The organism is Nocardia sp. NPDC050799, assembly GCF_040654015.1.
Taxonomy (GTDB): domain Bacteria; phylum Actinomycetota; class Actinomycetes; order Mycobacteriales; family Mycobacteriaceae; genus Nocardia.
In genome coordinates this window covers 42,784-68,780 of sequence record NZ_JBFAHF010000035.1, presented here as the reverse complement: position 1 = coordinate 68,780, position 25,997 = coordinate 42,784, and the positions used below count along the sequence as shown (strand labels likewise).

At 69.2% G+C, this 25,997-nt stretch carries 23 protein-coding genes; 6 read left to right on the top strand and 17 right to left on the bottom strand.

What is annotated here, in order from left to right; genetic code table 11:
• Positions 1-23: 23 nt before the first annotated feature.
• Both AB0H42_RS28690 and AB0H42_RS28685 read left to right on the top strand, forming a co-directional pair.
• Positions 24-944, top strand: a complete 921-nt coding sequence (locus AB0H42_RS28690; protein WP_357061631.1) for a helix-turn-helix domain-containing protein — start codon at positions 24-26, stop codon at positions 942-944.
• On the top strand, positions 945-1,505 hold the full coding sequence (locus AB0H42_RS28685; RefSeq protein ID WP_357061628.1) for a dihydrofolate reductase family protein: 561 nt from the start codon (positions 945-947) through the stop codon (positions 1,503-1,505).
• 91 nt (positions 1,506-1,596) lie between these two features.
• Here AB0H42_RS28685 and AB0H42_RS28680 read toward each other — a convergent pair whose 3' ends face one another.
• The 4 genes from AB0H42_RS28680 to arc form a co-directional block, all read right to left on the bottom strand.
• On the bottom strand, positions 1,597-2,274 hold the full coding sequence (locus AB0H42_RS28680; protein ID WP_357061625.1) for a TIGR00266 family protein: 678 nt from the start codon (positions 2,272-2,274) through the stop codon (positions 1,597-1,599).
• A gap of 234 nt (positions 2,275-2,508) precedes the next feature.
• Positions 2,509-2,874: an arsenate reductase family protein gene (locus AB0H42_RS28675; RefSeq protein WP_357061622.1), complete on the bottom strand. Its 366-nt coding sequence runs from the start codon at positions 2,872-2,874 to the stop codon at positions 2,509-2,511.
• Between the two features lie 18 nt (positions 2,875-2,892).
• Positions 2,893-4,422, bottom strand: a complete 1,530-nt coding sequence (locus AB0H42_RS28670) for a glycosyltransferase family 39 protein (protein WP_357061658.1) — start codon at positions 4,420-4,422, stop codon at positions 2,893-2,895.
• Between the two features lie 242 nt (positions 4,423-4,664).
• Complete coding sequence (gene arc / locus AB0H42_RS28665; protein WP_265804849.1) at positions 4,665-6,425, bottom strand: proteasome ATPase; 1,761 nt, start codon at positions 6,423-6,425, stop codon at positions 4,665-4,667.
• Between the two features lie 179 nt (positions 6,426-6,604).
• Here arc and AB0H42_RS28660 point away from each other — a divergent pair, with 179 nt between their 5' ends.
• A complete protein-coding gene (locus AB0H42_RS28660) occupies positions 6,605-7,150 on the top strand; it encodes a hypothetical protein (RefSeq protein WP_357061620.1) in 546 nt (181 codons plus the stop codon).
• A gap of 65 nt (positions 7,151-7,215) precedes the next feature.
• Here AB0H42_RS28660 and AB0H42_RS28655 read toward each other — a convergent pair whose 3' ends face one another.
• On the bottom strand, positions 7,216-8,049 hold the full coding sequence (locus AB0H42_RS28655) for a tRNA (adenine-N1)-methyltransferase (RefSeq protein WP_265804847.1): 834 nt from the start codon (positions 8,047-8,049) through the stop codon (positions 7,216-7,218).
• 85 nt (positions 8,050-8,134) lie between these two features.
• Between AB0H42_RS28655 and AB0H42_RS28650 the strand changes: the two genes are divergently transcribed.
• Positions 8,135-9,031 (top strand): RecB family exonuclease, encoded by an 897-nt coding sequence (locus AB0H42_RS28650; RefSeq protein ID WP_357061618.1) that lies wholly within the window; start codon positions 8,135-8,137, stop codon positions 9,029-9,031.
• Between the two features lie 302 nt (positions 9,032-9,333).
• Here AB0H42_RS28650 and hisG read toward each other — a convergent pair whose 3' ends face one another.
• The 8 genes from hisG to metH all read right to left on the bottom strand — a co-directional run bounded on the left by hisG (position 9,334) and on the right by metH (position 20,840).
• Positions 9,334-10,185: an ATP phosphoribosyltransferase gene (hisG, locus tag AB0H42_RS28645; RefSeq protein WP_357061615.1), complete on the bottom strand. Its 852-nt coding sequence runs from the start codon at positions 10,183-10,185 to the stop codon at positions 9,334-9,336.
• A 35-nt stretch (positions 10,186-10,220) separates the two neighbouring features.
• Complete coding sequence (locus AB0H42_RS28640) at positions 10,221-10,502, bottom strand: phosphoribosyl-ATP diphosphatase (protein ID WP_357061655.1); 282 nt, start codon at positions 10,500-10,502, stop codon at positions 10,221-10,223.
• A gap of 78 nt (positions 10,503-10,580) precedes the next feature.
• A complete protein-coding gene (locus tag AB0H42_RS28635; protein ID WP_357061613.1) occupies positions 10,581-12,395 on the bottom strand; it encodes a choline/carnitine O-acyltransferase in 1,815 nt (604 codons plus the stop codon).
• A gap of 45 nt (positions 12,396-12,440) precedes the next feature.
• Positions 12,441-13,262 carry a class I SAM-dependent methyltransferase gene (locus AB0H42_RS28630; protein ID WP_357061610.1) on the bottom strand — a complete coding sequence of 274 codons (822 nt, stop codon included), beginning with the start codon at positions 13,260-13,262 and terminating at the stop codon, positions 12,441-12,443.
• A gap of 44 nt (positions 13,263-13,306) precedes the next feature.
• Positions 13,307-14,167, bottom strand: a complete 861-nt coding sequence (locus AB0H42_RS28625; protein ID WP_357061608.1) for an arpA protein — start codon at positions 14,165-14,167, stop codon at positions 13,307-13,309.
• Positions 14,168-14,529: 362 nt separating this feature from the next.
• Positions 14,530-15,228 carry an HAD family phosphatase gene (locus AB0H42_RS28620; RefSeq protein ID WP_357061606.1) on the bottom strand — a complete coding sequence of 233 codons (699 nt, stop codon included), beginning with the start codon at positions 15,226-15,228 and terminating at the stop codon, positions 14,530-14,532.
• A 112-nt stretch (positions 15,229-15,340) separates the two neighbouring features.
• Positions 15,341-16,927 carry a protein kinase gene (locus AB0H42_RS28615; protein WP_357061603.1) on the bottom strand — a complete coding sequence of 529 codons (1,587 nt, stop codon included), beginning with the start codon at positions 16,925-16,927 and terminating at the stop codon, positions 15,341-15,343.
• 316 nt (positions 16,928-17,243) lie between these two features.
• A complete protein-coding gene (gene metH, locus AB0H42_RS28610; protein WP_357061600.1) occupies positions 17,244-20,840 on the bottom strand; it encodes a methionine synthase in 3,597 nt (1,198 codons plus the stop codon).
• Between the two features lie 144 nt (positions 20,841-20,984).
• Between metH and AB0H42_RS28605 the strand changes: the two genes are divergently transcribed.
• Positions 20,985-21,872 (top strand): PAC2 family protein, encoded by an 888-nt coding sequence (locus AB0H42_RS28605; RefSeq protein WP_030521346.1) that lies wholly within the window; start codon positions 20,985-20,987, stop codon positions 21,870-21,872.
• Positions 21,873-21,903: 31 nt separating this feature from the next.
• On the opposite strand, the gene AB0H42_RS28600 is transcribed toward AB0H42_RS28605, so the two are convergent.
• Complete coding sequence (locus AB0H42_RS28600) at positions 21,904-22,209, bottom strand: hypothetical protein (RefSeq protein WP_357061598.1); 306 nt, start codon at positions 22,207-22,209, stop codon at positions 21,904-21,906.
• A gap of 214 nt (positions 22,210-22,423) precedes the next feature.
• Between AB0H42_RS28600 and AB0H42_RS28595 the strand changes: the two genes are divergently transcribed.
• Positions 22,424-23,656 carry an XRE family transcriptional regulator gene (locus AB0H42_RS28595; protein WP_357061596.1) on the top strand — a complete coding sequence of 411 codons (1,233 nt, stop codon included), beginning with the start codon at positions 22,424-22,426 and terminating at the stop codon, positions 23,654-23,656.
• 137 nt (positions 23,657-23,793) lie between these two features.
• Here the strand turns inward: AB0H42_RS28595 and AB0H42_RS28590 are convergent, their stop codons facing one another.
• The 3 genes from AB0H42_RS28590 to AB0H42_RS28580 all read right to left on the bottom strand — a co-directional run bounded on the left by AB0H42_RS28590 (position 23,794) and on the right by AB0H42_RS28580 (position 25,964).
• A complete protein-coding gene (locus AB0H42_RS28590) occupies positions 23,794-24,327 on the bottom strand; it encodes a M15 family metallopeptidase (RefSeq protein ID WP_357061593.1) in 534 nt (177 codons plus the stop codon).
• Between the two features lie 138 nt (positions 24,328-24,465).
• Positions 24,466-25,212, bottom strand: a complete 747-nt coding sequence (locus AB0H42_RS28585) for an aldolase/citrate lyase family protein (RefSeq protein WP_357061591.1) — start codon at positions 25,210-25,212, stop codon at positions 24,466-24,468.
• A complete protein-coding gene (locus AB0H42_RS28580) occupies positions 25,212-25,964 on the bottom strand; it encodes an SDR family NAD(P)-dependent oxidoreductase (protein WP_357061652.1) in 753 nt (250 codons plus the stop codon). The genes AB0H42_RS28585 and AB0H42_RS28580 overlap by 1 nt, the downstream gene beginning before the upstream one ends.
• Between the last annotated feature and the right edge of the window lie 33 nt (positions 25,965-25,997).

Sequence of the window (25,997 nt, the reverse complement as noted above, 5' to 3'; positions counted from 1 at the left end):
GGCCGACCCGCCAGACTCGACGGGTGAGCAACCGACGGGACCGACTGCGGGAACTGCTGGACGCCGTTCTCGACGAAGACAACACCACGCTCGGGCAGATGGCCGCCGGCGCGTACGCCTCGCGGTACCACTTCGCCCGGCAGTTCAGTCACGGTACCGGCGAGTCCCCGGTGGGCCTGCGGCGGCGGGTGCTGCTGGAGCGCGCGTGCTGGCAGCTCGGCGGCGGCGCGGCGGTCACCGAGGTGGCCTTCGCCGCGGGCTACGACACGGTGGAGGGGTTCAGCAGGGCGTTCACCCGCGCGTTCGGCCACCCACCGAGCGCGACCCCGCCGCTGACGGGCCGGACACCGCGCTGGCTGCCCGCGGCGAACGGAATCCACTTTCATCCGCCCATGTCGCTGTGGGTGGAGGGTGAACCGAGAGGACGATCCGATATGGACCCGACCGCGCTGCTCCTGCACCACGACCTCGAGGACACCGCCCTCCTGGTGAAGGCGGCCACCGGGTTGACCGACGAGCAGTACCGGAGGCCCCGGGGCAGCACCGGGACCGTTCTGCCCTGGGACGGTCCCGAGGACTCGGTCGCCGCGGTACTGCACCATCTGATCCGCAGCAAGGAGGTCTGGCTGGCCTCGATCGAGGGAGCCGACACCCCGGCGGCGGGCGGCGACGACCCGGCCGCGCTCACGGCCCGCCTCGCGGCGGTGGCCCCCCGGTGGCTGGATACGGTCCGCGAGATCGATCGACGCGGCGGCTGGGGCGACATCCTGATCGATGCCCTGTGCGAGCCGCCGGAGAGTTTCGTCCTCGGCAGCGTGATCGCACATGTGCTCACCTACTCCGCGTATCGCCGCCAGCTGGTGCGGTACTGGATACGCGGCACATCACCCGATGATGCAGTCGGTTGGGGCGACCCGATCGACTGGCTGCGAAGGAGAGAATGAATGGCCATCCCGGCAACCGAACCTCGGACCATCTACTACACGGCGAGCAGCCTCGACGGCTTCATCGCTACCCCCGACCACTCCCTGGACTGGCTATTGTCCCGGGAGGCCGACAACGACAACGGTCCCATGGGGATGACCGCGTTCATGGCCGGTGTCGGCGCGATCGTCATGGGCGCCAACACCTACCAGTGGCTACTCGACAACGAGAGTGCACAACCGTGGCCCTACGAGGTCGCGACCTGGGTCTGCACCCATCGTGAGTTCGCCCCGCGCACCGACGGCGATGTGCGTTTCACCCAGGACCCGGTAGAACTCGTCCACAAGTCGATGACCGAGGTGGCGGCCGGTAAGAACCTATGGGTCGTCGGCGGCGGCGAACTCGCGGGACAGTTCGCCGATCGCGGACTGCTCGACGAGGTGATCGTCTCGATCGCCCCGGTGACCCTGGGCGCGGGCGCGCCGCTGCTGCCACGGCGGCTGGAGCTGCGGGTCGACGAGGTGGCGGGTAACGGGGAATTCGCCTGTGCGCGCTACACGGTGGTCACACCGAACGGATGACCCGGCGGCGGTGCGGTCGTCCGGGGGGCGACCGCACCGCTGCCACAGCGAACGCGGACGGTACGCGGAAAGTGCACGGGCGGAGGTATGCCTATCCGGAGGAAACCGAGGCCGTCCACGAAGCGAAGGCACTGGGATTGCGGGTTTGCAGCAGGACTTGTCCGGGCCCGACGAAATCGAAGACCAGGCCTTCACCCGATTTGAGCGATTGCAGCGAGCGGCCGGAGACCGCGCGCCGGATGGTGAACCGGATGGACAGATCGTAGGCGACCACATGCCCGGTATCGATGGTGACCGGCTCGCCGGGCACCAGATCGATGACATCGATGGCCCCGAACACGCCGACCACGACTTCGCCCTGGCCCGACGCGCGCAGGCCGAAGCCACCCTCGCCACCGAACAGGTTGGCGAAACCACCCCATTTGCTCTCCACCTGAACACCGGTCGAATTCGCGATCCAGCCCCCGCGGCTGATGAAATACGGCCGGTCCGGGACGATCTGCAGGGCCAGCATGTCCCCGGGCAGCGACGGCGCCACATCCACCCAGCCACCCTGCTGCGGCGCGGTGAAGGTGGAGACGAAAAACGATTCGCCCGACAGCATCGACCGCTTCAGACCGGCCAAAATGCCGCCCTCGGCCTTGGCCTCCAGGCTTACTCCCGCCGAATGCGCCACCATGGCACCGGATTCCACACGGACCGGCTCACCACCCGCGAGGACACACCGGGCAACCGTCGACGACGGGTTGTGCCGCAGTTCAACTTTCATGAGCCGACACTACCGCCACGGAGGGTGCGGCCGTACGGACCGATGACAGTCCGTACCGGTACCGTACGCCCGCTTCCCGGGCCGTAGCGGTGGACGATCACCGCCATCTCCGCGCGCCGAACAGCAGACCGGCCCTCGACCGCCGGGCACTGAATGCCGGAGTGTGCCAGTGCTCTCGGGCGCCGGATCCGTCCGCCACCCGATCTCGCTATGCCCCGGCAAACCGACGCGGACTCAGTCCAGCGAATCCAGAGCATCCGCATCCCGGGCGATGATCGCACGCCCGGCGGTGAACACGAGGGGACGCTGGATGAGCCGCGGATGCTCGGCCAGCGCTTCGAGCCAGCGGTCCCGGTCCGCCTCGGTCCGGCCCCAACCGGCCATTCCCAGTTCCTTCGCGATGTCCTCACCGGTGCGCGTGATATCCCACGGCTGCGCGCCGAGCCGGTCGAGCGCCGCGCGGAGCTCCGCGACGGTGGGCGGCTCGTCGAGATACCGGCGGACCGAATACTCGATTCCGGCGGCGTCCAGATGTGCCACGGCGGCCCGGCTCTTACTGCAGCGCGGGTTGTGCCAGATCTCGGTCTCCGGAGTACTCATGGTGGTGAGCGTAGCCCGCTACAGGTGCATCCATTCCGGCCACACCTGCGACCACGGGCGCCGGGGCTGCGCGCATTTCCAGAGCGTCACATCACGGGTGTTACCCAGGAAGCCGAGCCGGGTGTCGACGTGGCCGATCGGCTCCAGGGTCGCGAACTGCGCGCGCAACAGGTCCTCGTCGCCGCCCACACACACCAGGGTGGTGGCCGAGTCGGCGGGTGCACCGAAATATCCGAACCCCCGCGAGGGGCTGTGCACCTCCGGCAGCTGTGTACGCGCCAGCTGATCCAATGCACCCGCCTGCCAGTAGCTCTCCGTGATCACCGCCGAATGGGACCGCTCTCCGGGGGTCAGCGACCGATGCGCGGTCACCACCGCGTCCGCGAGTTCGGTCCAGCCGAATTCGCCGTACAGCCCGATGTTCAAGGCGGCCTCGGTATCGTTCGCGGGCGGGGCGATCTCGGCCGGGTCCTGCCAAGGCGTGGAGCCCAGAATCAGTGCGAGCGATACCGCCACCAGTGCCGCGCCCGACCCCAGAAGTACACGCCGGCGCCGGGCCGACTCGGCGCGCCCCACCGCCGCCGCCAGGGCGACCGCACCGGCCGCGAACACCACCCCGTACATCCCGGCCAGGTAGTAGACACGGCCACCGGAGACGAGGAACACCGCGAGCAGCAGCACCGTGGTCACGCCGAGGAAGCGGTACGGGCGCAGCGATTCGTGCCGCAGCAGCGCCCACAGGCCGTAGCACAGCAACACCGCGCCCAGCGCTCCCGCGAGCAGTACGGCCAAGGGCACGAAGGTCACCGGGCCGCCGGAGTACTGCTGTTCCTCGCGTACCACCGCGCCCAGACCCAACTGGGGCCACCCGTGCCGGGCCTGCCAGAACAGCGAAGGCACCGACACCAACAGCACGATCAGCCCGCCCGCCCACAGCAGCGGCCGGCGCACCAGTTCCCGGGGACCGAAGACCAGTGAACTCGCCACCACCGCGATCCAGAAGAACGGGATCAGCCATTTGACCTGCATATCGAGTGCGGTGACCGCGGCGGCGGCCAGCAGCAGCCCGTCGCGGCGGGTACGCACCCAGCGCACCACCAGCCAGGTGATCAGGACCCACAGGGCGGAGTCGATCGCGTTGGTGGACAGGTTCTTGGCCTGCATGAGCAGGAACGGCGAGGTCGCGTAGCCCACGGCGGTAAGGACTTGGGCGCCGCGACCGCCCCCGAACTCCCGCGCGACGAGTGCGCTGACCACTATCGCGACCACCGTCAAGAGGATCGCGGGCAGCCGCAGCGCCACCAGCGAACCCGGCGCGACGGTATCCCCCAGCGCCGCCAGCAGGGGCAGCGCCGGGCCCTGATCGGCATAGCCGAACGACAGCCGCCGGCCCGCGGCCAGGAAGTACAGTTCGTCGCCGAAATAGCCGTAGCGGGTGGCCGAGAGCACCAGGACGACGGCGGCCACGGCCGCCACACCGAGGACGGGGGCGGTGGCGAAGGGTCGGTCGGCATGCGTATCGGGCCGTGGCGGGACGGAATCGGTCATCGTGGTCACGGGGTGCTCCTGGGTTTCGTGAACCTGGCCCTCGGAACATATCCGCGACCGTGCCGCGTCGGCGTCCCCCTATCGGTGGAATCCCGCCGGACGCATGGTGTACCCGCCGTACGCCCCCGGATGGACCCCGGCGACGCGACACTCCCCCCGAAGGACCCCGGCAGCGACGCTGGGGGCCCGGCAACGACCGAGGCCGCACCCCCAGGGGAGCGCGGCCTCGGTGACTGTGCCGGTTACAGGTACTGGCCGGTGTTCGACTCGGTGTCGATCGCCCGGCTGGCACTGGCGTTCTTGCCGGTGACCAGCGTGCGGATGTAGACGATCCGCTCGCCCTTCTTACCCGAGATACGGGCCCAGTCATCCGGATTCGTGGTGTTGGGCAGGTCCTCGTTCTCGGAGAACTCGTCCACGATCGAATCGTAGAGATGCTGGATCCGCAGACCCGGGTTACCGGTGTCGAGCACCGCCTTGATGGCGTACTTCTTGGACCGGTCCACGATGTTCTGGATCATGGCGCCGGAGTTGAAGTCCTTGAAGTACAGGACCTCCTTGTCGCCGTTGGCGTAGGTGACCTCCAGGAAACGGTTGTCCTCGCTCTCGGCGTACATCCGGTCCACCACCCGCTCGATCATCGCGCGGACGCAGGCCACCTTGTCGCCCTTGAACTCCTCCAGATCGTCGGCGTGCAGCGGCAGCCCCTCGGTGAGGTACTTGGAGAAGATGTCCTGCGCGGATTCGGCGTCCGGCCGCTCGATCTTGATCTTCACGTCCAGCCGGCCGGGCCGCAGGATCGCGGGATCGATCATGTCCTCACGGTTGGAGGCGCCGATGACGATGACGTTCTCCAGCCCCTCCACACCGTCGATCTCGCTCAGCAGCTGCGGCACCACGGTGGTCTCCACATCCGAGGAGACACCGGAACCGCGGGTCCGGAAGATCGAGTCCATCTCGTCGAAGAACACGATCACCGGCGTCCCTTCCGACGCCTTCTCCCGGGCCCGCTGGAAGATGATCCGGATATGGCGTTCGGTCTCACCGACGAACTTGTTCAGCAGCTCGGGGCCCTTGATGTTCAGGAAGTAGGACTTCGCCTCCTTGGCGTCCTCACCCCGCGCCTCGGCGATCTTCTTGGCCAGCGAGTTCGCCACCGCCTTGGCGATCAGCGTCTTACCGCAGCCGGGCGGACCGTAGAGCAACACACCCTTGGGCGGGCGCAGCGCGTACTCGCGGAAGAGATCCTTGTGCAGGAACGGCAGCTCCACGGCATCGCGAATCTGCTCGATCTGACGGCCCAGACCACCGATGTCCTCGTACCCGACATCGGGGACCTCCTCCAGCACCAGATCCTCGACCTCGGCCTTGGGGATGCGTTCGAACGCGAACCCGGCCTTCGTATCGACCAGCAGGGAGTCACCGGGCCGCAGCTTGCGGATCGGCGAGTCCGGATCGTCCAGATCGTCGGCCTCGGCGAGTCTGGACAGCGGGCCGGACAGCCAGACCACCCGCTCCTCGTCGGCATGCCCCACGACCAGCGCGCGGCGGCCGCCGTCGAGGATCTCCCGCAGCGTGCCGATCTCCCCGATCGCGTCGAACATCCCGGCCTCGACCACTGTCAGCGCCTCGTTGAGGCGGACGGTCTGGCCGTAGGCCAGGGTCGCGGTGTCGATGTTCGGCGAGCAGGTCAATCGCATCTTGCGGCCGGAGGTGAACACGTCGACGGTCTGATCCTCGTACACCCCGATCAGAATCCCGTAACCGCTCGGTGGCTGACCGAGCCGGTCGACCTCCTCACGCAACGCGACGAGTTGCTGCCGCGCTTCTTTCAGGGTATCCATCAGCTTGGTGTTGCGAATGGTCAGCGAATCGATACGGGCTTCCAATTCCCGTGAGCGATCCGGCGAGTCGGCGAGTTGCCTCCGGAGTGCAGCCGCTTCGGCGCGTACTGCCTCGAGTTCTCTCCAGGCCGCCGAATCCGAATTCTCGATGGGGCTCATGTGCTGCTCCTCCCAGTCCCGGTCTATCAACGCTACCGGGCGCGGCCCGTTTGCGCTGTCCGACACGATTTCGTCGTGATCACATCTGGTCCGCGGCCATCTGCAGGTCACACCATGTTAGCCTCCCCTAACCCAACTATGGTGGGCATGCTCACCGACTAGCCGAAAGGTTGCCAGATATGCAACTTCCCGCACGGACACGGCGATTGTCCCGCGTCGCGGCGGCTACCGCCGCGGCCGCCGCCCTGGCGCTGGGCCTCACGGCCTGCGGGTCCGACGACGACGGCGGCGATCCTGCCGCCACCGGCAGTGTCGCGGCCACCACCAGCGCCGCGGCGCACGACCACGGGGACGATCACGACCACGGCGACACCGCGCCCGCGCCCACCGCGCAGAGCCTACAGTCCAACCTCGAGCAGATCACAAACCCGGATGTCCCGGTGGACGAGAAGGTGAAGCTGATCGACGACGGCGAGAACCGGCGGGACCTGCTCGAGCAGCTCAATGCCGCCCTGCAGACCTATCGCGGGATCACCTTCCAGGTCGGCGAGGTCACCGTGGCCGGGGAGACCGCCACCGGGCAGACCACCATCACCAGCCCCTCCGGTCAGAGCGCACCGCCGATGCCGCTGACCTGGGAACACGACGACGGCACCTGGAAACTGTCCGATGCCGGCGCGTGCGTACTGTTCGGCTTCGCGCAGATCCCCTGCGCCCCGGCCTAGGCGCGCCCGCGGGACCCCGCGCCGGCTGCCCGGTGCGTGGTCCCGCGTCGCCCCGAAACTCCCGCTCAGCCCTTCGACGGCCGGCGCTGTGGTTTCGGGGTGACCACCCCCTCGGCGAGCCGCCGCGCGCTCACCAGGAAGGCCGTATGGCCCTGCATCCGGTGCTCGGGACGCACCGCCAGGCCCACCACGTGCCAGCCGCGGACCATCGACTCCCAGGACCGCGGTTCGGTCCAGCACTGCTGCTCGCGCAGCGCCTCCACCAGCCTGGAGAGCTGGGTAACCGTCGCGACGTAGACCATCAGCACCCCGCCGGGCACGAGGGCCCGCGATACGGCCGGTAGCGCGTCCCACGGCGCGAGCATGTCCAGCACCACACGGTCCACCCGCTCCCCCTCGTAATCGGCCACATCGCCGACGGTGAGCTGCCAGTTCGCAGGCCGTTCGCCGAAGAAACGCTCCACATTGCGGACGGCGTGCTCGGCGTGGTCCTCGCGGATCTCGTAGGACACGACCGCCCCGTCCGATCCCACCGCGCGCAGCAGTGAGCAGGTCAGCGCACCCGATCCCGCCCCCGCCTCCAGTACGCGGGCGCCGGGGAACATATCGCCCTCGTGCACGATCTGCGCGGCATCCTTCGGGTAGATCACCGCCGCCCCGCGCGGCATGGACATCACGTAATCGGTCAGCAGCGGGCGCAGGGCCAGATACGGCGTGCCGTTGTTGGAGTGCGCGAGGGTGCCCTCGTCGGCGCCGATCAGGTCGTCGTGGGCGATGGCGCCGCGGTGGGTGTGGAACTGTTTACCCGGTTCCAGCAGCACCGTGTACAGCCTGCCCTTGGCGTCGGTCAGCTGCACGCGGTCGCCGACGACGAATGGCCCGGTCCGTCTGGCCGTCATGGATCTCCGTTCACAATGCGGACTGCGCCCGGGCCGATCACCGGGGCGCGGCACCGTGTCGGTGCCGCCGGATAGCCTGCCAGGTATGTCAGCGCCACCGAGCACGCCCCCGGCCGGTTCCGGCCTCGAGCCGGCACCCGCCTCCGCCCGACCGGCGTTGTCCCCTTCGCGTGCAGCCGATTTCAAACAGTGCCCGCTGAAGTACCGGCTCCGCACCATCGACCGCATTCCCGAGCCACCGAGCCGCCAGGCGGTGCGCGGCACCGTCGTGCACGCCGTCCTCGAAGATCTCTATACCCTGCCGGCCGCCGAGCGCGATCCCGAGCACGCGACCGCGCTGGCCGAACCGGCCTGGACCCGGGTGCTGGCCGAACGCCCCGAAGCGGCCGAACTCCTCGCCGCCGGGCTCGACGTCGCGTCCTTCCTCGACGAGGTCCGCGCCCTGGTGCGCACCTACTACCGGCTGGAGGACCCCCGCCGCTTCGAACCCGAATCCTGCGAGACCCGGCTCGAGGTCCGGCTGCCCGACGGCGCCCCGCTGCGCGGTTTCGTGGACCGGATCGACGTGGCGCCCACCGGGGAACTGCGAGTGGTGGACTACAAGACCGGCCGCGCGCCGGGACCCACGCAGGAGACGCGGGCGCTGTTCCAGCTGAAGTTCTACGCACTCATGCTGCTGCGCACCCGCGGCGTGGTTCCCACCCAGCTGCGGTTGATCTACCTGGCCGACGCCGAACTGCTCACCTACACCCCCGACGAGGACGAACTCCTCCGCTTCGAACGCACCCTCACCGCCCTGTGGGGCGCGGTGCGCGCAGCCGGCCGGACCGGAGATTTTCCACCGAATCCGAGTTGGCTGTGTGATTACTGCGCCTACAAAAGCCTGTGCCCGGCATTCGACGGAACGCCCCCGCCCTACCCCGGCTGGCCCGCGGACGACGAACCCCCGGCCGAATCCTTCGCCGAATCGGTATCGGAATGAGACTGTATATATTGCCCCGCCTCCGGCGGGGCGAGTCGGGGCCCTGTGACCCCGGTTCTTCACTCCGCCGCTCAGTCGCTACGCTCCTTCGCTCTGTCGCTCCAGAACCGGGGGCGGGCCCCGACCACTGAGGCCGACCATTCGAGGAAGACAGAAGGGCGCGTACAGATGTGCGCCCTGCCCGGCCCGCGTAGCTCACAGCAGCGTGATCAGGCCCACCACGCCACAGGTCACGGGCCTCTCGGCGCCGAGATGTGAACCTCGGCGCCGAGTCGGGGACAGACCGCGTTACACCGGCTGATTCAGAAGGCGCGGCAGGAGCGGATATCGGTGGCCAGGATGGCCCGGGCGCCCAGTTCCGCCAGTTGATCCATCAGCTCGTTGCCCTTCTTCCGCGGCACCAGCGCCCGGACCGCCACCCAGCCGGGGTCGGCCAGCGGGGCGACCGTCGGGGATTCCAGGCCCGGGGTCAGTTCGGCGGCGCGTTCCAGCAAGCTCTTCGGGCAGTCGTAATCGAGCATCAGATACTGCTGAGCGAACACCACGCCCTTGACCCTGGCGACCAGCTGGTTACGCGCCCGTTCGCGCTGGTCGGAGCCGGCCCGTTCGATCAGCACGGCCTCGGAATCGCACAGCGATTCGCCGAAGGCGACCAGATTGTGCTGACGCAGGGTCCGGCCGGAGCCGACCACATCGGCGATCGCGTCGGCCACCCCGAGCTGGATCGAGATCTCGACGGCCCCGTCGAGCCGGATCACCTCGGCTTCGATCCCGCGGCGCGACAGATCGGCCAGCACCAGGTTGGGGTAGGAGGTGGCGATCCGCTTGTCCTGCAGATCCTCGACCTTCCAGTCCTGGCCCTGCGGTGCGGCGTAGCGGAAAGTCGAACCGCCGAATCCGAGCGAGAGTCGTTCGTGCACGGGTGCGCCCGAATCCAGCGACAGATCACGGCCGGTGATCCCCAGGTCGAGTTCGCCGGAGCCGACGTAGATGGCGATGTCCTTGGGCCGCAGGAAGAAGAACTCCACCTGGTTGGCCGGATCGAGCACGGTGAGATCGCGGGAGTCGGTGCGTTTGCGGTAGCCGGCCTCGGTGAGGATGGCGACCGCGGATTCGGAGAGTGCGCCCTTGTTGGGTACTGCGACGCGCAGCATGATGGTCCTTTCGGTCGGAGGAACGGTGAGGGCGTCTACAGATGTCGGTAGACGTCCTCCAGCCGCAGCCCGCGGCCTACCATCAGAACCTGCACCCAGTAGAGGAGCTGGGAGATCTCCTCGGCAAGCGCCTCGTCACCCTCGTGTTCGGCGGCCAGCCACACCTCACCGGCCTCCTCCAGCACCTTCTTGCCCTGGGTATGGACGCCCGCGTCCAGCGCGGCGACGGTACCCGACCCGGCGGGGCGGGTGGTGGCGCGATCCTGGAGCTCGGCGAACAGGGCCTCGAAAGTCTTCACGGCAGGACATTGTTTCAGACCACCGCCGCGCGACTCCGCCCGAGTGGGCGCCACTGTGTCGTGGCACCCACTCGGGCGATCACGCGAGTACCCCGCTCATGCTCCGGAGAGCAGGGCCTCCAGTTCGGCGACGGCGGTGCGCAGGTGCCCGGCGAACGCGTGCATCTGATCGGCGACGGCCGCCGGGGTGGCCAGGTACAGGTTCCACCGGTCGGGCAGCAGCACGTAGGCGATACCGATGCACTTCGGGCTGGTGGACCCGAAACCGAAGTAGCTGATGTTCACCGACGGTGCGGAGCTGGTGCTCAGATAGTCGTCGCGCAGTACGGTCCAGCCAGGGCTGGTGTACAGCGGGATCGGGTCGGTGACGCCGAGTTCGACGCCGCGGCGCCGCTGGATCCATTCGAGTTCCCACAGATGCTGCTCCGGCGCCGCACCGGACTGGCACTGTTTTGCCCGTTCCACATGCGCGGTGGCGGCGGCGCGGGCGGCGGCCAGTTTCGCGGCGGTATCGGCCGCCGGGTCCGTCATGGTGTCGGCGAAGGTCACCATCTCCGGGGTCACCACACGCATCGCCTCGGTGCGGCCGTTGCGGTACTGCCGGGTGGCGATGGATTCGTAGGTGGCGCCGGTGAGGCCTTTACTGCGCCGGTGCGCGAGCTGGTAGCTCAGCTGCGCGAACGCGTCCGGGGAGATGCCGAGCTGTTTGGCCCGGGCGGTGCCGAAATCCTCGAACGAGACGACCGTGGTGGCATTGTCCGCGGCGTACTGCGCGAACGCCGCCCCGGCCGCGACCACTTCGGCCTGCTGCTCCGCGTCGAGCCGGAACTCGATCTGCTCGGCCGGCGGCAGCCCCTGCCCCCGCGCCCCGGACCGCTGGAGGTGTTCGCCGACGGGAGTCTCCAGCAGGGTGTCGACGAAGGACAGGATGGTGGTGCCGTCCAGGCCGCAGTGTTCGACATTGATTCCGGCCCGGCCGTCGGCGAAGACGAGGAACGAGACCGATTTGTCGAACCACCGGTTGGCGCTGTCACCGTGCAGCAGGGTGTCGGCGGCGTGCAGGTCGTCGCGGGGGGCGAAATCCTCCAGGCAGACGGCGAACAGCGCCGTTTCGACGGTGTCGAGCGCTTCGGCATTGTGCGGATCGGTCAGCAGCCGGGCGCGGGCGCGGGCCCAGTCGGCGCGCGCCGCGGTGGTCAGCTGTCCCACCGAGGTCCCGGCCGGGGCCGGTTCGGTGGCCGATTTCAGGATCGCGCGCAGACCCGCGGTCACATCCTCGAAGGCGTACGGGTCGCCGTCGGGTCCGAGGACGTCCAGCCGGAACATGGCTCCGCGGTGCAGTACGAGGATGTGCCGCGCGGTGGACGGGCCGGGTTCGGCCTCGCTGTAGGGCACCCGCACGGTGTCCTGTTCGAGACCGGGGATGCGGGTTTCGGAGAACAGGTACTTGTTCTGCCACATGGACAGGCGCTGCCCCCGCTGGGTGACCGGCGGGATCGCCTCCCGGTCCAGGGCCAACTTGTAGTCGACCGCGGCGGCGACCAGCGCGGCGGCGCGCTCGGCCTGGTCGGCCGCGGTGGAACTCGCCAGCGCCGTATCGTCGCGGAACAGGAAGAAGAAGTTGGCGTTCAACGCGATTCGATCCCGCCGGCCCAGATAACGCGAGGGCCAGAACCGGTCGAGCCAGCTGCCCACGCCCGGGGTCTCGTCGTATTCGCGCAGCGCGTCGTGCAGCACGCGGCCGGGGCCGCCGGGGCGTAGCAGATCGGCCACGGCCGCCTCGGTGGCGGCCAGCTGCTCGGCGGTCAGCAGCGGTGTGCACCACTGGACGAAACGCGCGCAGCTGTCCTCGAGGGTCGGCAACGGGACCCTCGGGAGCTGGTCCTCGGCGGCGAAGGTGGATTCGGTCAAGTCGTTCTCCGGTTCGGTCGTCGGTCGGCGGGTTGCGCCCGGCGGTCAAGCGATGGAAATAGGCGCCGAAACCGGCCGGGACACATAGAGATTGGCATACAGCCAACCCTCGTTTTCCAGGCCGGTGGTATCGATGCCGTTACCGGTCAGCGTACTCAGCACCTGCTCGCGCTCGGCCGCCGAGGCGAACCGGCGCTGGGCGAACTCGCCGGGCATTCGCCGGGTGCGGTAGCCCAGGGCCGCCAGTTCCGCCTCGATGGGTTCGAAACCGTACATACGCAGCACGAAATGGGCCATCCAGGGGCGCCGGTCGGGATGGGCGGTGGCGATCCGCACGATCGTCTTCTCGGTGACGTATCCGATACAGCCGGTCGAGACGACCAGGTCCGCCGAGGCGAGAATCGCGCGTTGTTCGGCGTCGGGGTCGGTGGCCTCGAGGTCGGCGTGCACCACGGCGTCCAGCAGGCCCGCCGCGCGGGCGTAGTCCAGTGCGGGCGCGGAGGCGTCCATACCGAGGAACCGCACCCCGGGCAGCGCGTCGGTGCCGGCCGGCCGGGCGCGGTCGCGAGCGATCAACTCGACCGTCTCCGCCTCGGGGTCCGCATACCATCCGGCCAGCTCGGCGAGGGTGGTGTCCCAGCGCAGCAGGGCCGCGTTCACGCCGTAGGAGCACCCGATGTCCAGCACGCCGGGTGCTGCGCCCTTCGCCGCGCCGCATTCGGCGATCTGCCGCCGCAGATGCGGTTTCGCCAGTTCCGGAATGCGATAGTCCAGCTCCGACATCCGCGCGTAGTAGTCGCGGGGATCGGGCCTCGAGTAGATGTCGTCGAAGGATGCTTTCCCGGTGGTGTGCAACGGAACTGGCACGGTGTGTTCCTCTCCTCGGGCGGTATCCACTCGATCGCGTTCGATCAATCGAGCAGCCGGTCACCCCGGACGGCGTCGGCCGCGGCGAGATGATCGGGAAGCACCCGTCCGAACAGTTGACGGGTGCGTTCCACGGTGCCGATGACACCGGGACGGTCGCTGTAGGCGAAGATCGCCGTATGCCGCGCGGCCGCACCCTCCACCGGGGAGACCCGGTGCAGCGAGAAGCGGCCCTGGAAGAGTTGCAGATCCCCCGGGCGCAATACCAGGCGCCGGATGAGGCGCTCGCCCGATCCGGTCAGGACCGCGTGCACATCCGCCAGGTTCTCGGCCTGCGGGGAACGGATTCCGGGACAGTATTCGAAGACACCGCCCGCGTCGGGGGTGGCGGTAAGCATACTGACGGTGAACTCGTTGGTGTCGAAATGCCAGGGATGCGATTGCCCCGGGGAGACCACATTGAGAACCAGCCCTGCCAGGGGGTCGGCGAATTCGTGCAGCCGATCCCGGCCGAAGCAGTCGGCCAGGAAACGCTGGAACAGCGCGTCGGTGTAGAGGCGGTGGATGAGCGCGTCGGCGGGGATGCGGTCGCGCGGCACGAAGGCGTTACCGCGTTCGAACACGATCCGGCCGGGATGGTCCTCGGGTAATTCGCTGTCGAGCGGGATGTTGTAGGCGTTGACCTGCTCGGTGCGGTAGTAGGCGTGCGGCGCCATCCGCTCCCCCTGCTCGGCGAGCAGGGCGTGCAGTTCGGGTCGGATGAACTCGCGCAGGACGGTGCAGCCGTCCTCGGCGAGATCGGCCCGGGCCGCCGCCACCGCGGCACGCCAACCGGGGGCACCGGGCTCCGCGAGCGGGTAGCGGGATGTGTCGACGATTGCGTCCAAGGTCACCGTGGCGGCCATAGCGATATTGTTATCGGACTGTCTGCGACACGCCCGGTGTTTGCCGGAGATAGCGGGTGAGTCCGGTCACGGACCGTTCGGTCTTGTTGTTCCGCATTATCGTTCACGTCCACCGTTTCTCCTGCACCACGCCGGGCCGGGGCAAGCAGCACGAAAAGCGCCGCAGGCCCGCACCGGCACCGCGGCTCGCTACACGCTGATCGCGCACCACGGCGAAGAGCAGACACCGGCCGCGGTGCGACTGGCCGCGCTCGTCGAGTCCGAGCTCCGCACCGCCGGCGTCCGTATCCCCGGGCCGGTCCACCGCTGACCCGGAATTGCGGTCGACGGCGGCCGCCCGCGGATCGGCCGCAACGGATGGGTCAGGACACCGCGGGATCACCCGTGGCCGGCTCGCGGCAGGTCCGCACCACCTCGTCGAGGTCGATGCGCGACAGGCCGATCAGACTGTCGCGGTGCACCCGGGACGGATGCACCGGGACCGGGATCTCGCAGGGCACCACCAGCACCGCACAGCCGGCGGCCGCGGCCGCGGCCACGCCGGTGACCGAATCCTCCACGGCCACGCACTCGCGCGGGTCCAGGCCGAGCAGCTCCGCCGCACGTAGATACACGGCCGGATCCGGTTTCCCGTGCGGGACCTCGTCGCCGCAGACCGAGACGTCGAAGCGGTCGCGGCCCAGGGTCTCCAGCGCCAGCTCGGTCAGCGACCGTTTGGTGTTGGTCACCAGCGCGGTGGGCAGGCCCGCGGCACGCACCATCTCCAGCGCCTCCACCGCGCCCGGCCGCCACGGGATCGGCCCGCTCATCAGTTCCGTGACGCGCTGTTCCAGGAAATGTCCGGCCGCCGCCACGGCCGCGGGCTCCGGGGACAGGCCGAGCTCGGTGAAAATGATGCGCAGCGCATTCGCCCCGGACGCCCCGATGAGTGCGTGCCGGATCTCCTGGGTCATCTCCCGGCCCAGTTCGCGCGCCAGCTCCCGCACACCGATATCCCAGAGCTTCTCCGAATCGAGGAGGGTGCCGTCCATATCCCACAGCACTCCGGCAACCCGGTTCATAGGTACGGCCTTTCGTCGCAATCGATCACATGCCCGGGCCCCGGAGACGACCCGGCCTCCCCGGCCGACCCTATCGGCAGCGCGGCCGGCGGGAAGGTCCCGGGCGGGCAGCTCACTGCAGGTGGGACGCGGTGATCACCAGCTGTCCGCCCTCCGGCACCACCTGGAACGACCGGTTCTCCGACTGCACCGAACCGTTGCTCATCGTGTAGGTGATGGTGGCGACGGCCGAGCCGGTGCCCGACGGTGTCACCGCGCCGATGCTGATGGCGGAGATGGTCGACCAGAAGCGGGTGTACTCGGCGTAGCCGCCGGTGGTGGCCTGGTACGCGGGCGAGAGCTGGGACCAGGCGGCGGACGGGTTGCCGGGCAGCAGGCCGTAGTACCCACGGACGAACTGCTCGACGCGGGCCGCCGATGGCGGACCGGTTTCGGCCGTGGTGGTGGTCGGCGCCCCGGTGGTGGTCGAGGGCCGGGCGGTGGTCTCGGTACCGGGTTCGGGAGTCCCGGGGGCGAGCGCCTGCGAGGTGCCGGGAGCGAGCGCGCCCGGATCATCGCCGGCCTCGCCGCCGAGGACATCGGCCAGGGCCAATCCGGCAACCACCACCAGTATCAATGCGGAGACAGCCGCCAGCAGCGCCACACCGGTGCGTTTCCGAGAGCTCCCGGGCCCCGCCGTGGGTTGCCCGCCGGGAGGAGGCGGGACGGCGCCACTCGCCGCGGTGGGCTGTCGCGGGCCGCGGAAAGCCGGCGGGGTACCGCCCGGCGGGGGAACCGGCACCGGGGCGGGAGCATCCGGCGACAGCGGGGTGGTCGCGGCCGCATCGGCGGGCAGGATCTTCGTGGCGGCGGGCGATACCGGATCCACCGGTTCCGGTGCCCGCCCGGCGGCCACCTCCTCGAGCATGACCTGCGCCTCGTGCATGGTGGGACGGATGGCGACCTCGGTCGCCAGCAGGCGCATCAGCACCGGTCCCAGGGCGCCCGCGCCGGCGGGCGGTTCGACCTGCCCGCCGGCCACCGCGTGCAGGACCGCCAGCGGATTGTCACCGTCGCCGAACGGCGGACGGCCGGTATGGGCGTGGTAGAGCGTGGATCCCAACGCGAAGACATCGGAGGCGGGTATCGGCTGCTCACCGCGGGCGACTTCGGGGGCCAGATACGCGGGGGTGCCGGCCAGGAAACCCGTGGCCGTCACCGTCACATCCCCGGTGGCGCGCGAGATGCCGAAATCGGTGATCTTCACCGTACCGTCGTCACCCACCAGCAGATTCGCCGGTTTCACATCGCGGTGCACGATACCGGCGTCGTGCGCGGCGGCCAGCGCGGCGGCCGCCTGGGCGCCGAGTTTCGCGACCTCGAGCGGGCCCATGGTGCCGTCGAGGTTCAACCGGCTCGCCAGGCTCGGCGCGTTCATGTATTCCATGACCAGCCACGGCTGGCCGTCCTCCTCGGCGACGTCGAACACCGAGATGGCGTTGGGGTGGTGCAGGCGCGCGGCGATCCGGCCTTCGCGCAGTGCGCGTTTGCGCGCTTCCGAGGTCTGCTGTTCGGTCAGGTTGGGTCCGAGCAGCACCTGTTTGACCGCGACGGTGCGCTGGAGCCGGATATCGAGTGCCCGCCACACCACACCCATGGCGCCGGTGCCGATGGGATCCGTGAGCCGATACCGTCCGGCGATCAGCCGATCCTTGGTCATCTCTGTCGTGGCCCCTTCTGTTCGCCGCCGAGTCTTCCAGCACTCCGCGCGTCACAGGCGGCTGCCTACGGGTCCGCTCCGGCCCGGCGCGCCCGAACTGCCCGACAACATTGTCGCGACTTCTGATTCGGCGGTAACCTCAGCGGAAATTCCCGGAAATCCTACGCTCCGGCACCCGGAAGCCGCGCGGGCAGTACGGGTTTACCGACCCCGTCACACCCTGATCACCTGCGTTTTCGATCTCCGACGGCGGTTCGGAGCAGCCGGACCACCGCGCGAGTGACGACAATCACATTGCCCGCAGGTTTATCCGAGCTCAGACATTGAAGTACTTCGCCTCCGGATGCAACAGGACGAACGCGTCGGTGGACTGCTCGGGATGCAGCTGCAGTTCCTCCGACAGCGTCACCCCGAGCCGCCCGGCGTCGAGCAGGTCCACCAGTTTGGCGCGATCCTCGAGATCCGGGCACGCGCCGTACCCGAACGAGTACCGGGCGCCGCGGTAGCCGAGCGAGAAGTAGTCGGCGATATCGGCCGGATCGGACTCGGCGATCGCGTGCCCCTCCAGGGTGAGTTCCTCGCGGATACGCCGATGCCAGTACTCGGCCAGCGCCTCGGTGAGCTGCACCCCGATGCCGTGCACCTCCAGGTAGTCCCGGTAGTTGTTGTCGGCGAAGAGCTGGTTGGCGTAATCGGCGATCGGCTGACCCATGGTCACCAGCTGGAACGGCAGGACGTCCACCTGCCCGGTCTCGCGGGCACGCTCGCGCGAGCGGAGGAAATCGGCGACGCACAGGAACCGGTCCCGCTGCTGGCGCGGAAAGGTGAACCGGTGACGTTGCGGCGCATCGGGTTCCGGTTCGGTGAGCACCACGACGTCGTCACCCTCGGATACCGCCGGGAAATAGCCGTACACCACCGCGGCATGCTGTAGCACGCCCTCGGTACTGAGCTTGTCGAGCCAGACCCGCAGGCGGGGCCGGCCGTCGGATTCCACCAGTTCCTCATAGCTGGGGCCGTCGCCGCCGCGCTGGCCGCGCAACCCCCACTGGCCGAGGAACAGCGCCCGTTCGTCCAGCAACCCGGAATACTCGTGCACCGGGAGGCCTTTGATCACCCGGGTCCCCCAGAACGGCGGCACCGGGACCGGCAGGTCGGCGGCGACATCCGACCGGGCGGGTACCTCGACCGGTGTCTCGGCTGCCCGCCGCTGTTCGGCGATCCGGCGCGAGCGCTCGTGCCGCGCTTTGCGTTCAGCTGTCTTCTCGCGCGCGGCCACCGCCTCCGGGCTGTCCGGATCGGGACCGTCACCGCGTTTCTGCGACATGATCTCGTCCATCAACCGCAGGCCCTCGAAGGCGTCCCGGGCGTAGTGCACCTCACCCTCGTAGACGTCGGTGAGGTCGTTCTCCACATACGACCGGGTGAGTGCGGCCCCGCCGAGCAGCACCGGGAACTGGTCGGCGACCCCGCGGGAGTTGAGCTCCTGCAGGTTCTCCTTCATCACCACGGTGGATTTCACCAGCAGCCCGGACATGCCGATCACATCGGCCTTCTTGTCCAGGGCGGCGTCGAGAATGGTCGCGATGGGCTGTTTGATGCCGAGGTTCACCACCTCGTAGCCGTTGTTGGACAGAATGATGTCCACCAGGTTCTTGCCGATATCGTGCACATCGCCCTTGACCGTGGCGAGGACGACGCGGCCCTTACCACTGTCGTCGGTGGCCTCCATATGCGGTTCCAGGTGGGCGACCGCGGCTTTCATGACCTCGGCCGACTGCAGCACGAACGGCAACTGCATCTGCCCGGACCCGAACAGCTCGCCGACGGTTTTCATCCCCGACAGCAGGGTCTCGTTGATGATCTTCAGCGGCGGCACTTCCCGCATGGCCTCGTCGAGATCGGCCTCCATCCCCGCCCGCTCGCCGTCGACGATGCGCCGCTCGAGCCGGTCGAACAGCGGCAGCGCGGCCAGTTCGTCGGCCCGTGAGGCGCGGGAGTCGGCCGTGGACACACCTTCGAACAGCTGCATGAGTTTCTGCAGCGGGTCGTAGCCCTCGCGGCGACGGTCGTAGACCAGGTCCAGGGCCGTCTCGCGCTGCTCGTCCGGGATCCGGCTCATCGGCACGATCTTCGAGGCGTGCACGATGGCGCTGTCCAGACCGGCCTGCACGCATTCGTGCATGAACACCGAGTTCAGCACCTGGCGTGCGGCGGGGTTCAGTCCGAAGGAGATATTCGACAGGCCCAGCGTGGTCTGCACCTCGGGGTGCCGGCGTTTGAGTTCCCGGATGGCCTCGACGGTCTCCAGGCCGTCGCGGCGCGACTCCTCCTGCCCGGTGCCCAGGGTGAAGGTGAGGGTGTCGATGATGATGTCGCTCTCGCGCAGACCCCAGTTACCGGTGATGTCGGCGATGAGTCGTTCGGCGATGGCGACCTTGTGCTCGGCGGTGCGGGCCTGCCCCTCCTCGTCGATGGTCAGGGCGACCACCGCCGCGCCGTGTTCGGCGACCAGAGCCATGGTCTGCTGGAACCGGGACTCCGGGCCGTCACCGTCCTCGTAGTTCACCGAGTTCACCGCGCAGCGCCCACCCAGGTGTTCCAGACCCGCGCGCAGCACCGGCGCCTCGGTGGAGTCGAGCATGATCGGCAGGGTGGAGGCGGTGGCCAGCCGGGACGCCAGTTCCGACATATCGGCGGCGCCGTCGCGGCCGACGTAGTCGACGCAGAGGTCGAGCATATGGGCGCCGTCGCGGGTCTGGTCCTTGGCGATATCCAGGCACTTCGCCCAGTCCTGGGCGAGCATCGCGTCCCGGAACGCTTTCGAGCCGTTGGCGTTGGTGCGTTCCCCGATCATCAGCACACTCGCGTCCTGCCGGAACGGCACCGCGGTGTACATACTCGAGATGCTGGGCTCGGGGTCGGGCGTGCGGCGCTGCCCGATCGGCGCCAGCCCGGTCTCGACCTCACGGACCGCCTCGGCCACCTGGCGGATATGTTCCGGGGTGGTACCGCAGCAGCCGCCGACCAGGGCCAGGCCGTAGTCGGCGACGAACCCGCGCAGCGCGGCGGCCAGCTCTTCCGGGGTCAGCGGGTACTCGGCGCCGTGCGCGCCGAGCACCGGCAGGCCCGCGTTGGGCATCACCGACACCGGGATGCGCGCATGCTGGGACAGGTAGCGCAGATGTTCGCTCATCTCGTCCGGCCCGGTGGCGCAGTTGAGGCCGATCAGATCGATACCCAGCGGTTCGAGTGCGGTCAGCGCCGCGCCGATCTCACTGCCGACCAGCATGGTGCCGGTGGTCTCCACCGTGACGTGGGTGATGATCGGGATCCGGCGACCGGCCCGCTCCATCGCCCGATGGGTGCCGGTGATGGCGGCCTTGACCTGGAGCAGATCCTGGCAGGTTTCGATCAGTACCGCGTCGGCGCCGCCGTCGAGCATGCCGAGCGCGGCCTCGGTGTAGGCGTCGCGCAGGTCCACGTACGGCGCGTGGCCGAGGGTGGGCAGTTTGGTACCGGGGCCCATGGAGCCCAGCACGTACCGTGGCACGCCGTCGGGGCCCGGCCCCATCTCGTCGGCGACCTCGCGGGCCAGCCGGGTCCCTTTCTCCGAGAGATCCCGGATCCGGTCGGCGATCCCGTAGTCGGCCAGATTGGGCAGGTTACAGCCGAAAGTATTGGTCTCCACGGCATCGGCGCCGGCCTCGAAGTAGGCACGATGGATATGCCGCAGCACCTCGGGGCGGGTGTCGTTGAGGATCTCGTTGCAACCCTCCAGCCCGCGGAAATCGTCGAGCGTCAGGTCCACGGCCTGCAGCATCGTGCCCATCGCGCCGTCACCGATCACGACACGCCTGGTGAGAGTGTCGAGCAACGTGGTATCGAACTCGGCGGAGCGGGAGGCAGACATGGATTCCAGACTAGTGTGCGCCTCTGTCACGGTGTCGCCCTGCTTCCTGCCCTGTGCGGGCGGCCACAACCGGTGACGCCGCCGACAGGCACGGCGGGACCGATACTGCGCGCCGGTGGCGCCCCGCCCCGTAGGCTGGCAGGGGTGAGCTCGAGTGAATCTCCGGTGGATCGGGAACTGCCCGCACTGCGTGACCCGGTGCTCGTTGCGGCCTTCGAGGGCTGGAACGACGCTGGTGACGCGGCCAGCGGCGCGGTGGAGCATCTGGAGTTGATCTGGGATGCGCGGCCGCTGGCCGAACTCGATTCCGAGGACTATTACGACTATCAGGTGAACCGGCCGATGGTCCGGCAGGTGGAGGGCGTCACCCGGGAGATCGTCTGGCCGGCGACCGTCCTGTCGGTGTGCTCCCCGCCCGGCAGCGACCGCGATGTGGTGCTGTTACGCGGTATCGAACCGAATATGCGGTGGCGGCGCTTCTGCGCGGATCTGCTGGAGTTCATCGATCAGCTCGGCGTGCAGACCGTGGTGATCCTCGGGGCGCTGCTCGCCGATACCCCGCACACCCGGCCGGTGCCGGTCACCGGTTCGGCCTACAGCAAGGAAGCGGCCGAGCAGTTCGGCCTCGAGCAGACCCGCTACGAGGGGCCCACCGGTATCACCGGGGTGCTCCAGGACCAGTGTGTGAAGGCCGGGGTCCCGGCGGTGTCGTTCTGGGCCGCGGTGCCGCACTACGTGTCGCAGCCGCCGAACCCGAAGGCGACGATCGCGCTGCTGCACCGGGTCGAGGATGTCCTCGATATCGAGGTACCGCTGCGGGAGTTGCCGCAGCAGGCCGAGGAGTGGGAGTCGACGGTCAACGAGATGACCGTCGCCGACGACGAGATCGCCGAATACGTGCATTCGCTGGAGGAGCGCGGCGACGCCGCGATCGATGTCAACGAGGTGATGGCCAAGATCGACGGCGACGCCCTGGCCGCCGAATTCGAGAAGTATCTGCGCAGACGAGGACCCGGCGGCTTCGGGCGCTGAGGGGGGTACGCCGGGCCGCCGGGTCCCCGGTTCAGCCGGCTACCGACCAGATGCGGGCGGCGGCGTCACTGGCCAGTTTCGCGATGAGCAGTTCGCGTGGAATCGTCTGGCCGGTGAGGTGATCGAGCGAGGGGACCACCACGTGATGGGCGTCCGCCCGCTGGAGTTCCCGGGTCAGTTCGGCGAACGCCGTCCCGTCACCGGGACACGATTCGTGGAACGTCGCGGCGAAGCACAGTCCTCGGGCCTCGGCCAGCTCGCGTAGCGGGGCCTCCATATCGTCACCGTCGCCCGCGGCCAGATCGTCGCGTAAATACCCGTATACCAACGCTTCCACCCGAACCTCCTGAATCCTTCCCCACACGGGGGCGGGGAACCATTTCCTGCTCCGGGATCTCCTCCCCGCATTCGCGGGGGTGTTGCTTGAACCGGTGTGAAGCCGGTCCGATTCGAGCATGACCCAACCGGGACAACGGCAGAAGAGGTCATGCGGGGGACATCTGGATGCCCTCTGGGGTCCACGGAAAGTTTGCTGGTGCAATACTGGCCGCGTGACTGCTGCTGAAGATCGTCCGCTGTGGGCCATCCGGATGCGCTCGGAACGCGATGCGCGTGGGTGGTCACAGGCGGACGCCGTCCGCGCCCTACGCGCCAAGTCCTCCCACAATCTCCCGACCGACAGCACACTGCTACGCAATTGGCGGCGTTGGGAATCCGGCGAATCACGACCCGACGATTTCTACGCACCCCTCATCGCGTCCGCCTTCGATTCGGTGGCCGCGGCGTTCTTCCCGAAGGCCCGCCCGAGCCGCGACGACGAATTGCTCACCGCCACCGGAATGGACACGCTCGAATTCATGGGACGCCTTCGGATGTCCGATATTTCGACGGCAACCCTGGACGCGGTGCGGATCACCGCGCAACGGCTGTGCTGTGACTACGCCTCCACCGATCCGCACGAACTCCATCTCGAGGCCGCGGGCTGGCTGCGCCGGATCGCCGCGCTGCTCGACAGCCGGCTCACCCTGGCCCAGCACAAAGAGGTTCTGGAGCTGGCCGGCTGGGTGGCACTGCTGCTCGGTTGTCTCGAATACGACCTCGGCCGGCGCAGCAGCGCCGAGGCCACCCGGCGGGCGGCCCGCTCGCTGGGCCTGGAGGCCGGGCATGCCGAGATCATCGGCTGGAGTTCGGAACTGGCGGCCTGGTTCGCGCTGACCCAGGGCAATCATCGCGGGGTGATCCAGGCGGCCGAGGCGGTACCGCCGGAATGCGCGGCCGGCGGGGTCGGTGTGCAGCTGGCCGCCCAGCGGGCGAAGGCCTGGGCGCGGCTGGGCGATCGCACGGCCGTGGACGCGGCGCTGGCCGAGGGCCGCACCCTGCTGAACCGGCTCGGCCACCCCGACGATCTCGAGAATCATTTCGTCGTGGATCCACAGAAGTTCGACTTCTACGCCATGGACTGCTCCCGGGTCGTCGGCGACGATGCGCGCGCCGAGACGTACGCGCGGGCGGTACTGGCCGACTCGGTCGCCCTGGACGGTTCGGTGCGCAATCCGATGCGGGTCGCCGAAGCCCACCTCACCCTGGCCGTGGTCGCCGCCCGCGGGCGCGAGCTGGAACTGGCGGTGGCGCAGGGGCGGCGGGCGTTCGAGGCGAAACGGCGGTCCCTGCCCTCGCTGCTGTGTATCGGCAGCGAGGTCGCGCAGGAACTGGTGGAGAACTTCCCGGGCGATCCGCGGACCCGCGCTTTCCTGGACGAGCTCCGGTCGCTGTCGGGTGTCTGAATCCACGTCGGGTCCGGCGGAGCCGGCGCGCGGGGCGGCGGACCGTCCCGCGCGGCAGCCCGGGGGCCACCGGCCCGGCGCGTAGGGTCACTCGGGAACCCTGATCCGATACGACTCCCGGCCGCGGGTCTGTCCGGTTACCGATGGGCAGCATCCGGCACCCGCGGCGGACACGGCGTACCGGGCAGGGTGTGTAACTCGAAGTGCCACCATTCGTTGTCGAAGGTCCGGCACAGCCCCCAGCGGTTGCCGTTGGCCTCCAGCCACGCGGCGCCCTCCCGGGGCGCGATATCGACGGCCCGGCCGGTGACATGGGTGGATTCCTCCGGGGGCAGCACCCAGCGCCGGGTCTCCTCCGGGCTGCCGTAGGTGCGCAGCCCCTCCTCCCACATCGCCCGCTGCTCCTCCGGCGAGCGGTAACCCGAGTTGATCGTCATCGGCACACCACGGGCGTGTGCCTCCTGTTCGGCCATGGTGTAGGCCAAGGCCAGCAGCGGGTCCAGGCCCTCGGTGCCCGCCGCCGCCACCTCGGTGAGCGGCGGGACCGGGAACGCCGGCGCGGGCGCGGCGGTGGCGGGCGCGGCGCCCAATACCAGTCCGGTGGCCGCGGCGGCCAGGATCGCGGCCGTCACATTGGTGCGACAGGGCAGGACGCGCGCGGAGTCGATCATGGTGACGATCCTATCGGCGACACTCCACCGCTTCCGATGAAATATGGACTGAGCTGCACAAACGTGACCCCGCAGCCATGTTGCCGTCATCTGTCGCCCCACCGGATCGCGCGGCGCCGAACCCCTGCCGCGCTCCGTTCAACGCACCGACCGCAACCTCGCGAATGTCTCCATCAGCACGTGCGTGAGGTTGATGACCACCAGGCCCGCGCCCGAATCGAACGCCGCGGCGGCCCGCTGCTCGCCGGAGACGATATCGAGCCGGATCCGCTCGTGGGCGGCGACGGCCGCGTGGACCTTCTCGATCTCGGTCAGTACGGCCGGATCGGCCGGACCGTTCGCGCCCATGGACACCGCGAGATCGGCCGGGCCGACCATCACACCGTCGACCCCGGGGGTCGCCACGATCTCCGCCGCGTTACGGCAGCCCGCCGTGGATTCGACCATGGCGATGACGAGCGTTTCCCGCGCATCGGCGGCGAGGTGGTCGGCGGCGGGCCGTGTCCCGTACCGGCCCGCCCGGCCGTAGGTGGCGAAACCGCGGTCGCCCACCGGTGGATACCGCGCCGCGTGGACGGCCGCCGCGGCCTGCCCGGCGTCGTCGATATGGGGTACCACCACCCCGGCGGCGCCGTGGTCGAGGACCCGCTGGACCAGCGCCGGTTCCTGTTGACCCACCCGCACGAGCACGTCCATTCCGTGCGTCTGGGCGGCGGCGATGTGCTGTCGTAACGGGATCAGGTCGGCGGGGCCGTGCTCGCAGTCGATCAGGACGTAGTCGAATCCGGCGACCCCCACCATCTCGACGAGTTCCTCCGCCGGCATCCGGACCAGCGCGCCGAGCAGCCGGTCGCCGTCGCGCAGACGCTGTTTCATCGCCGTCATCAGCGGGCCACCATTCCGGCCGAGAGATCGATATCGGCGGCACAGAGACCGGGCATCGCCAGCATCGCCAGGACCGCGCGAGCCACCTCGTCCTCGGTGACCATACGCCCGAGCGCGGCGCGCGAGACGAACGCTTGCTCGGCCTCCTCGTAGCTGGTCCCGGTCCGTTCGGCCTCGAGCCGGAAGTTGCGGTGCATCCGGGCGCTGTCCACCGGACCGGGCGACAGCGAGTTCACGTTCACCCCCAACGGCCCGACCTCGGCGGCCAGCGTGGTGGTGAGCCCGATGACCGCCATCTTCGACGCGCAGTAGGGCGTGCGCCGGGCCAGCGGCCGCTTGCCGGAGACCGAGGCCAGGTTGACGACATCGCCACGGCCCGCCGCGACCATCGCCGGGACGAAAGCGCGGCACAGCAGGTACACCCCGCGCACATTGACCGCGAAAACGTCGTCCCACTCATCGGGGTCGATATCGGTGAGCGACGCGACCGGGCCCGGTACGCCCGCATTGTTGACCAGGATCGATACATTCTCGTCGGCGAGTTCGGCGGCCAGCGCGGTCACCGATTCCGGGGACGCGACATCGCAGACCGCGGCCCGCATCGACTCCGGATCCCGCGCCACGACCCGGTCGAGTTTGTCCCGGTCCCGCCCGACCGCGATCACCCGGGACCCGGCGCCCGCCAACGCCAGGGCGATGGCCGCACCGAGGCCGCTGCCACCACCGGTGACCAGCGCGGTGCGGCCGGTGATCGGATCGCTCGAAGACCGGATCGCCGCGACCGG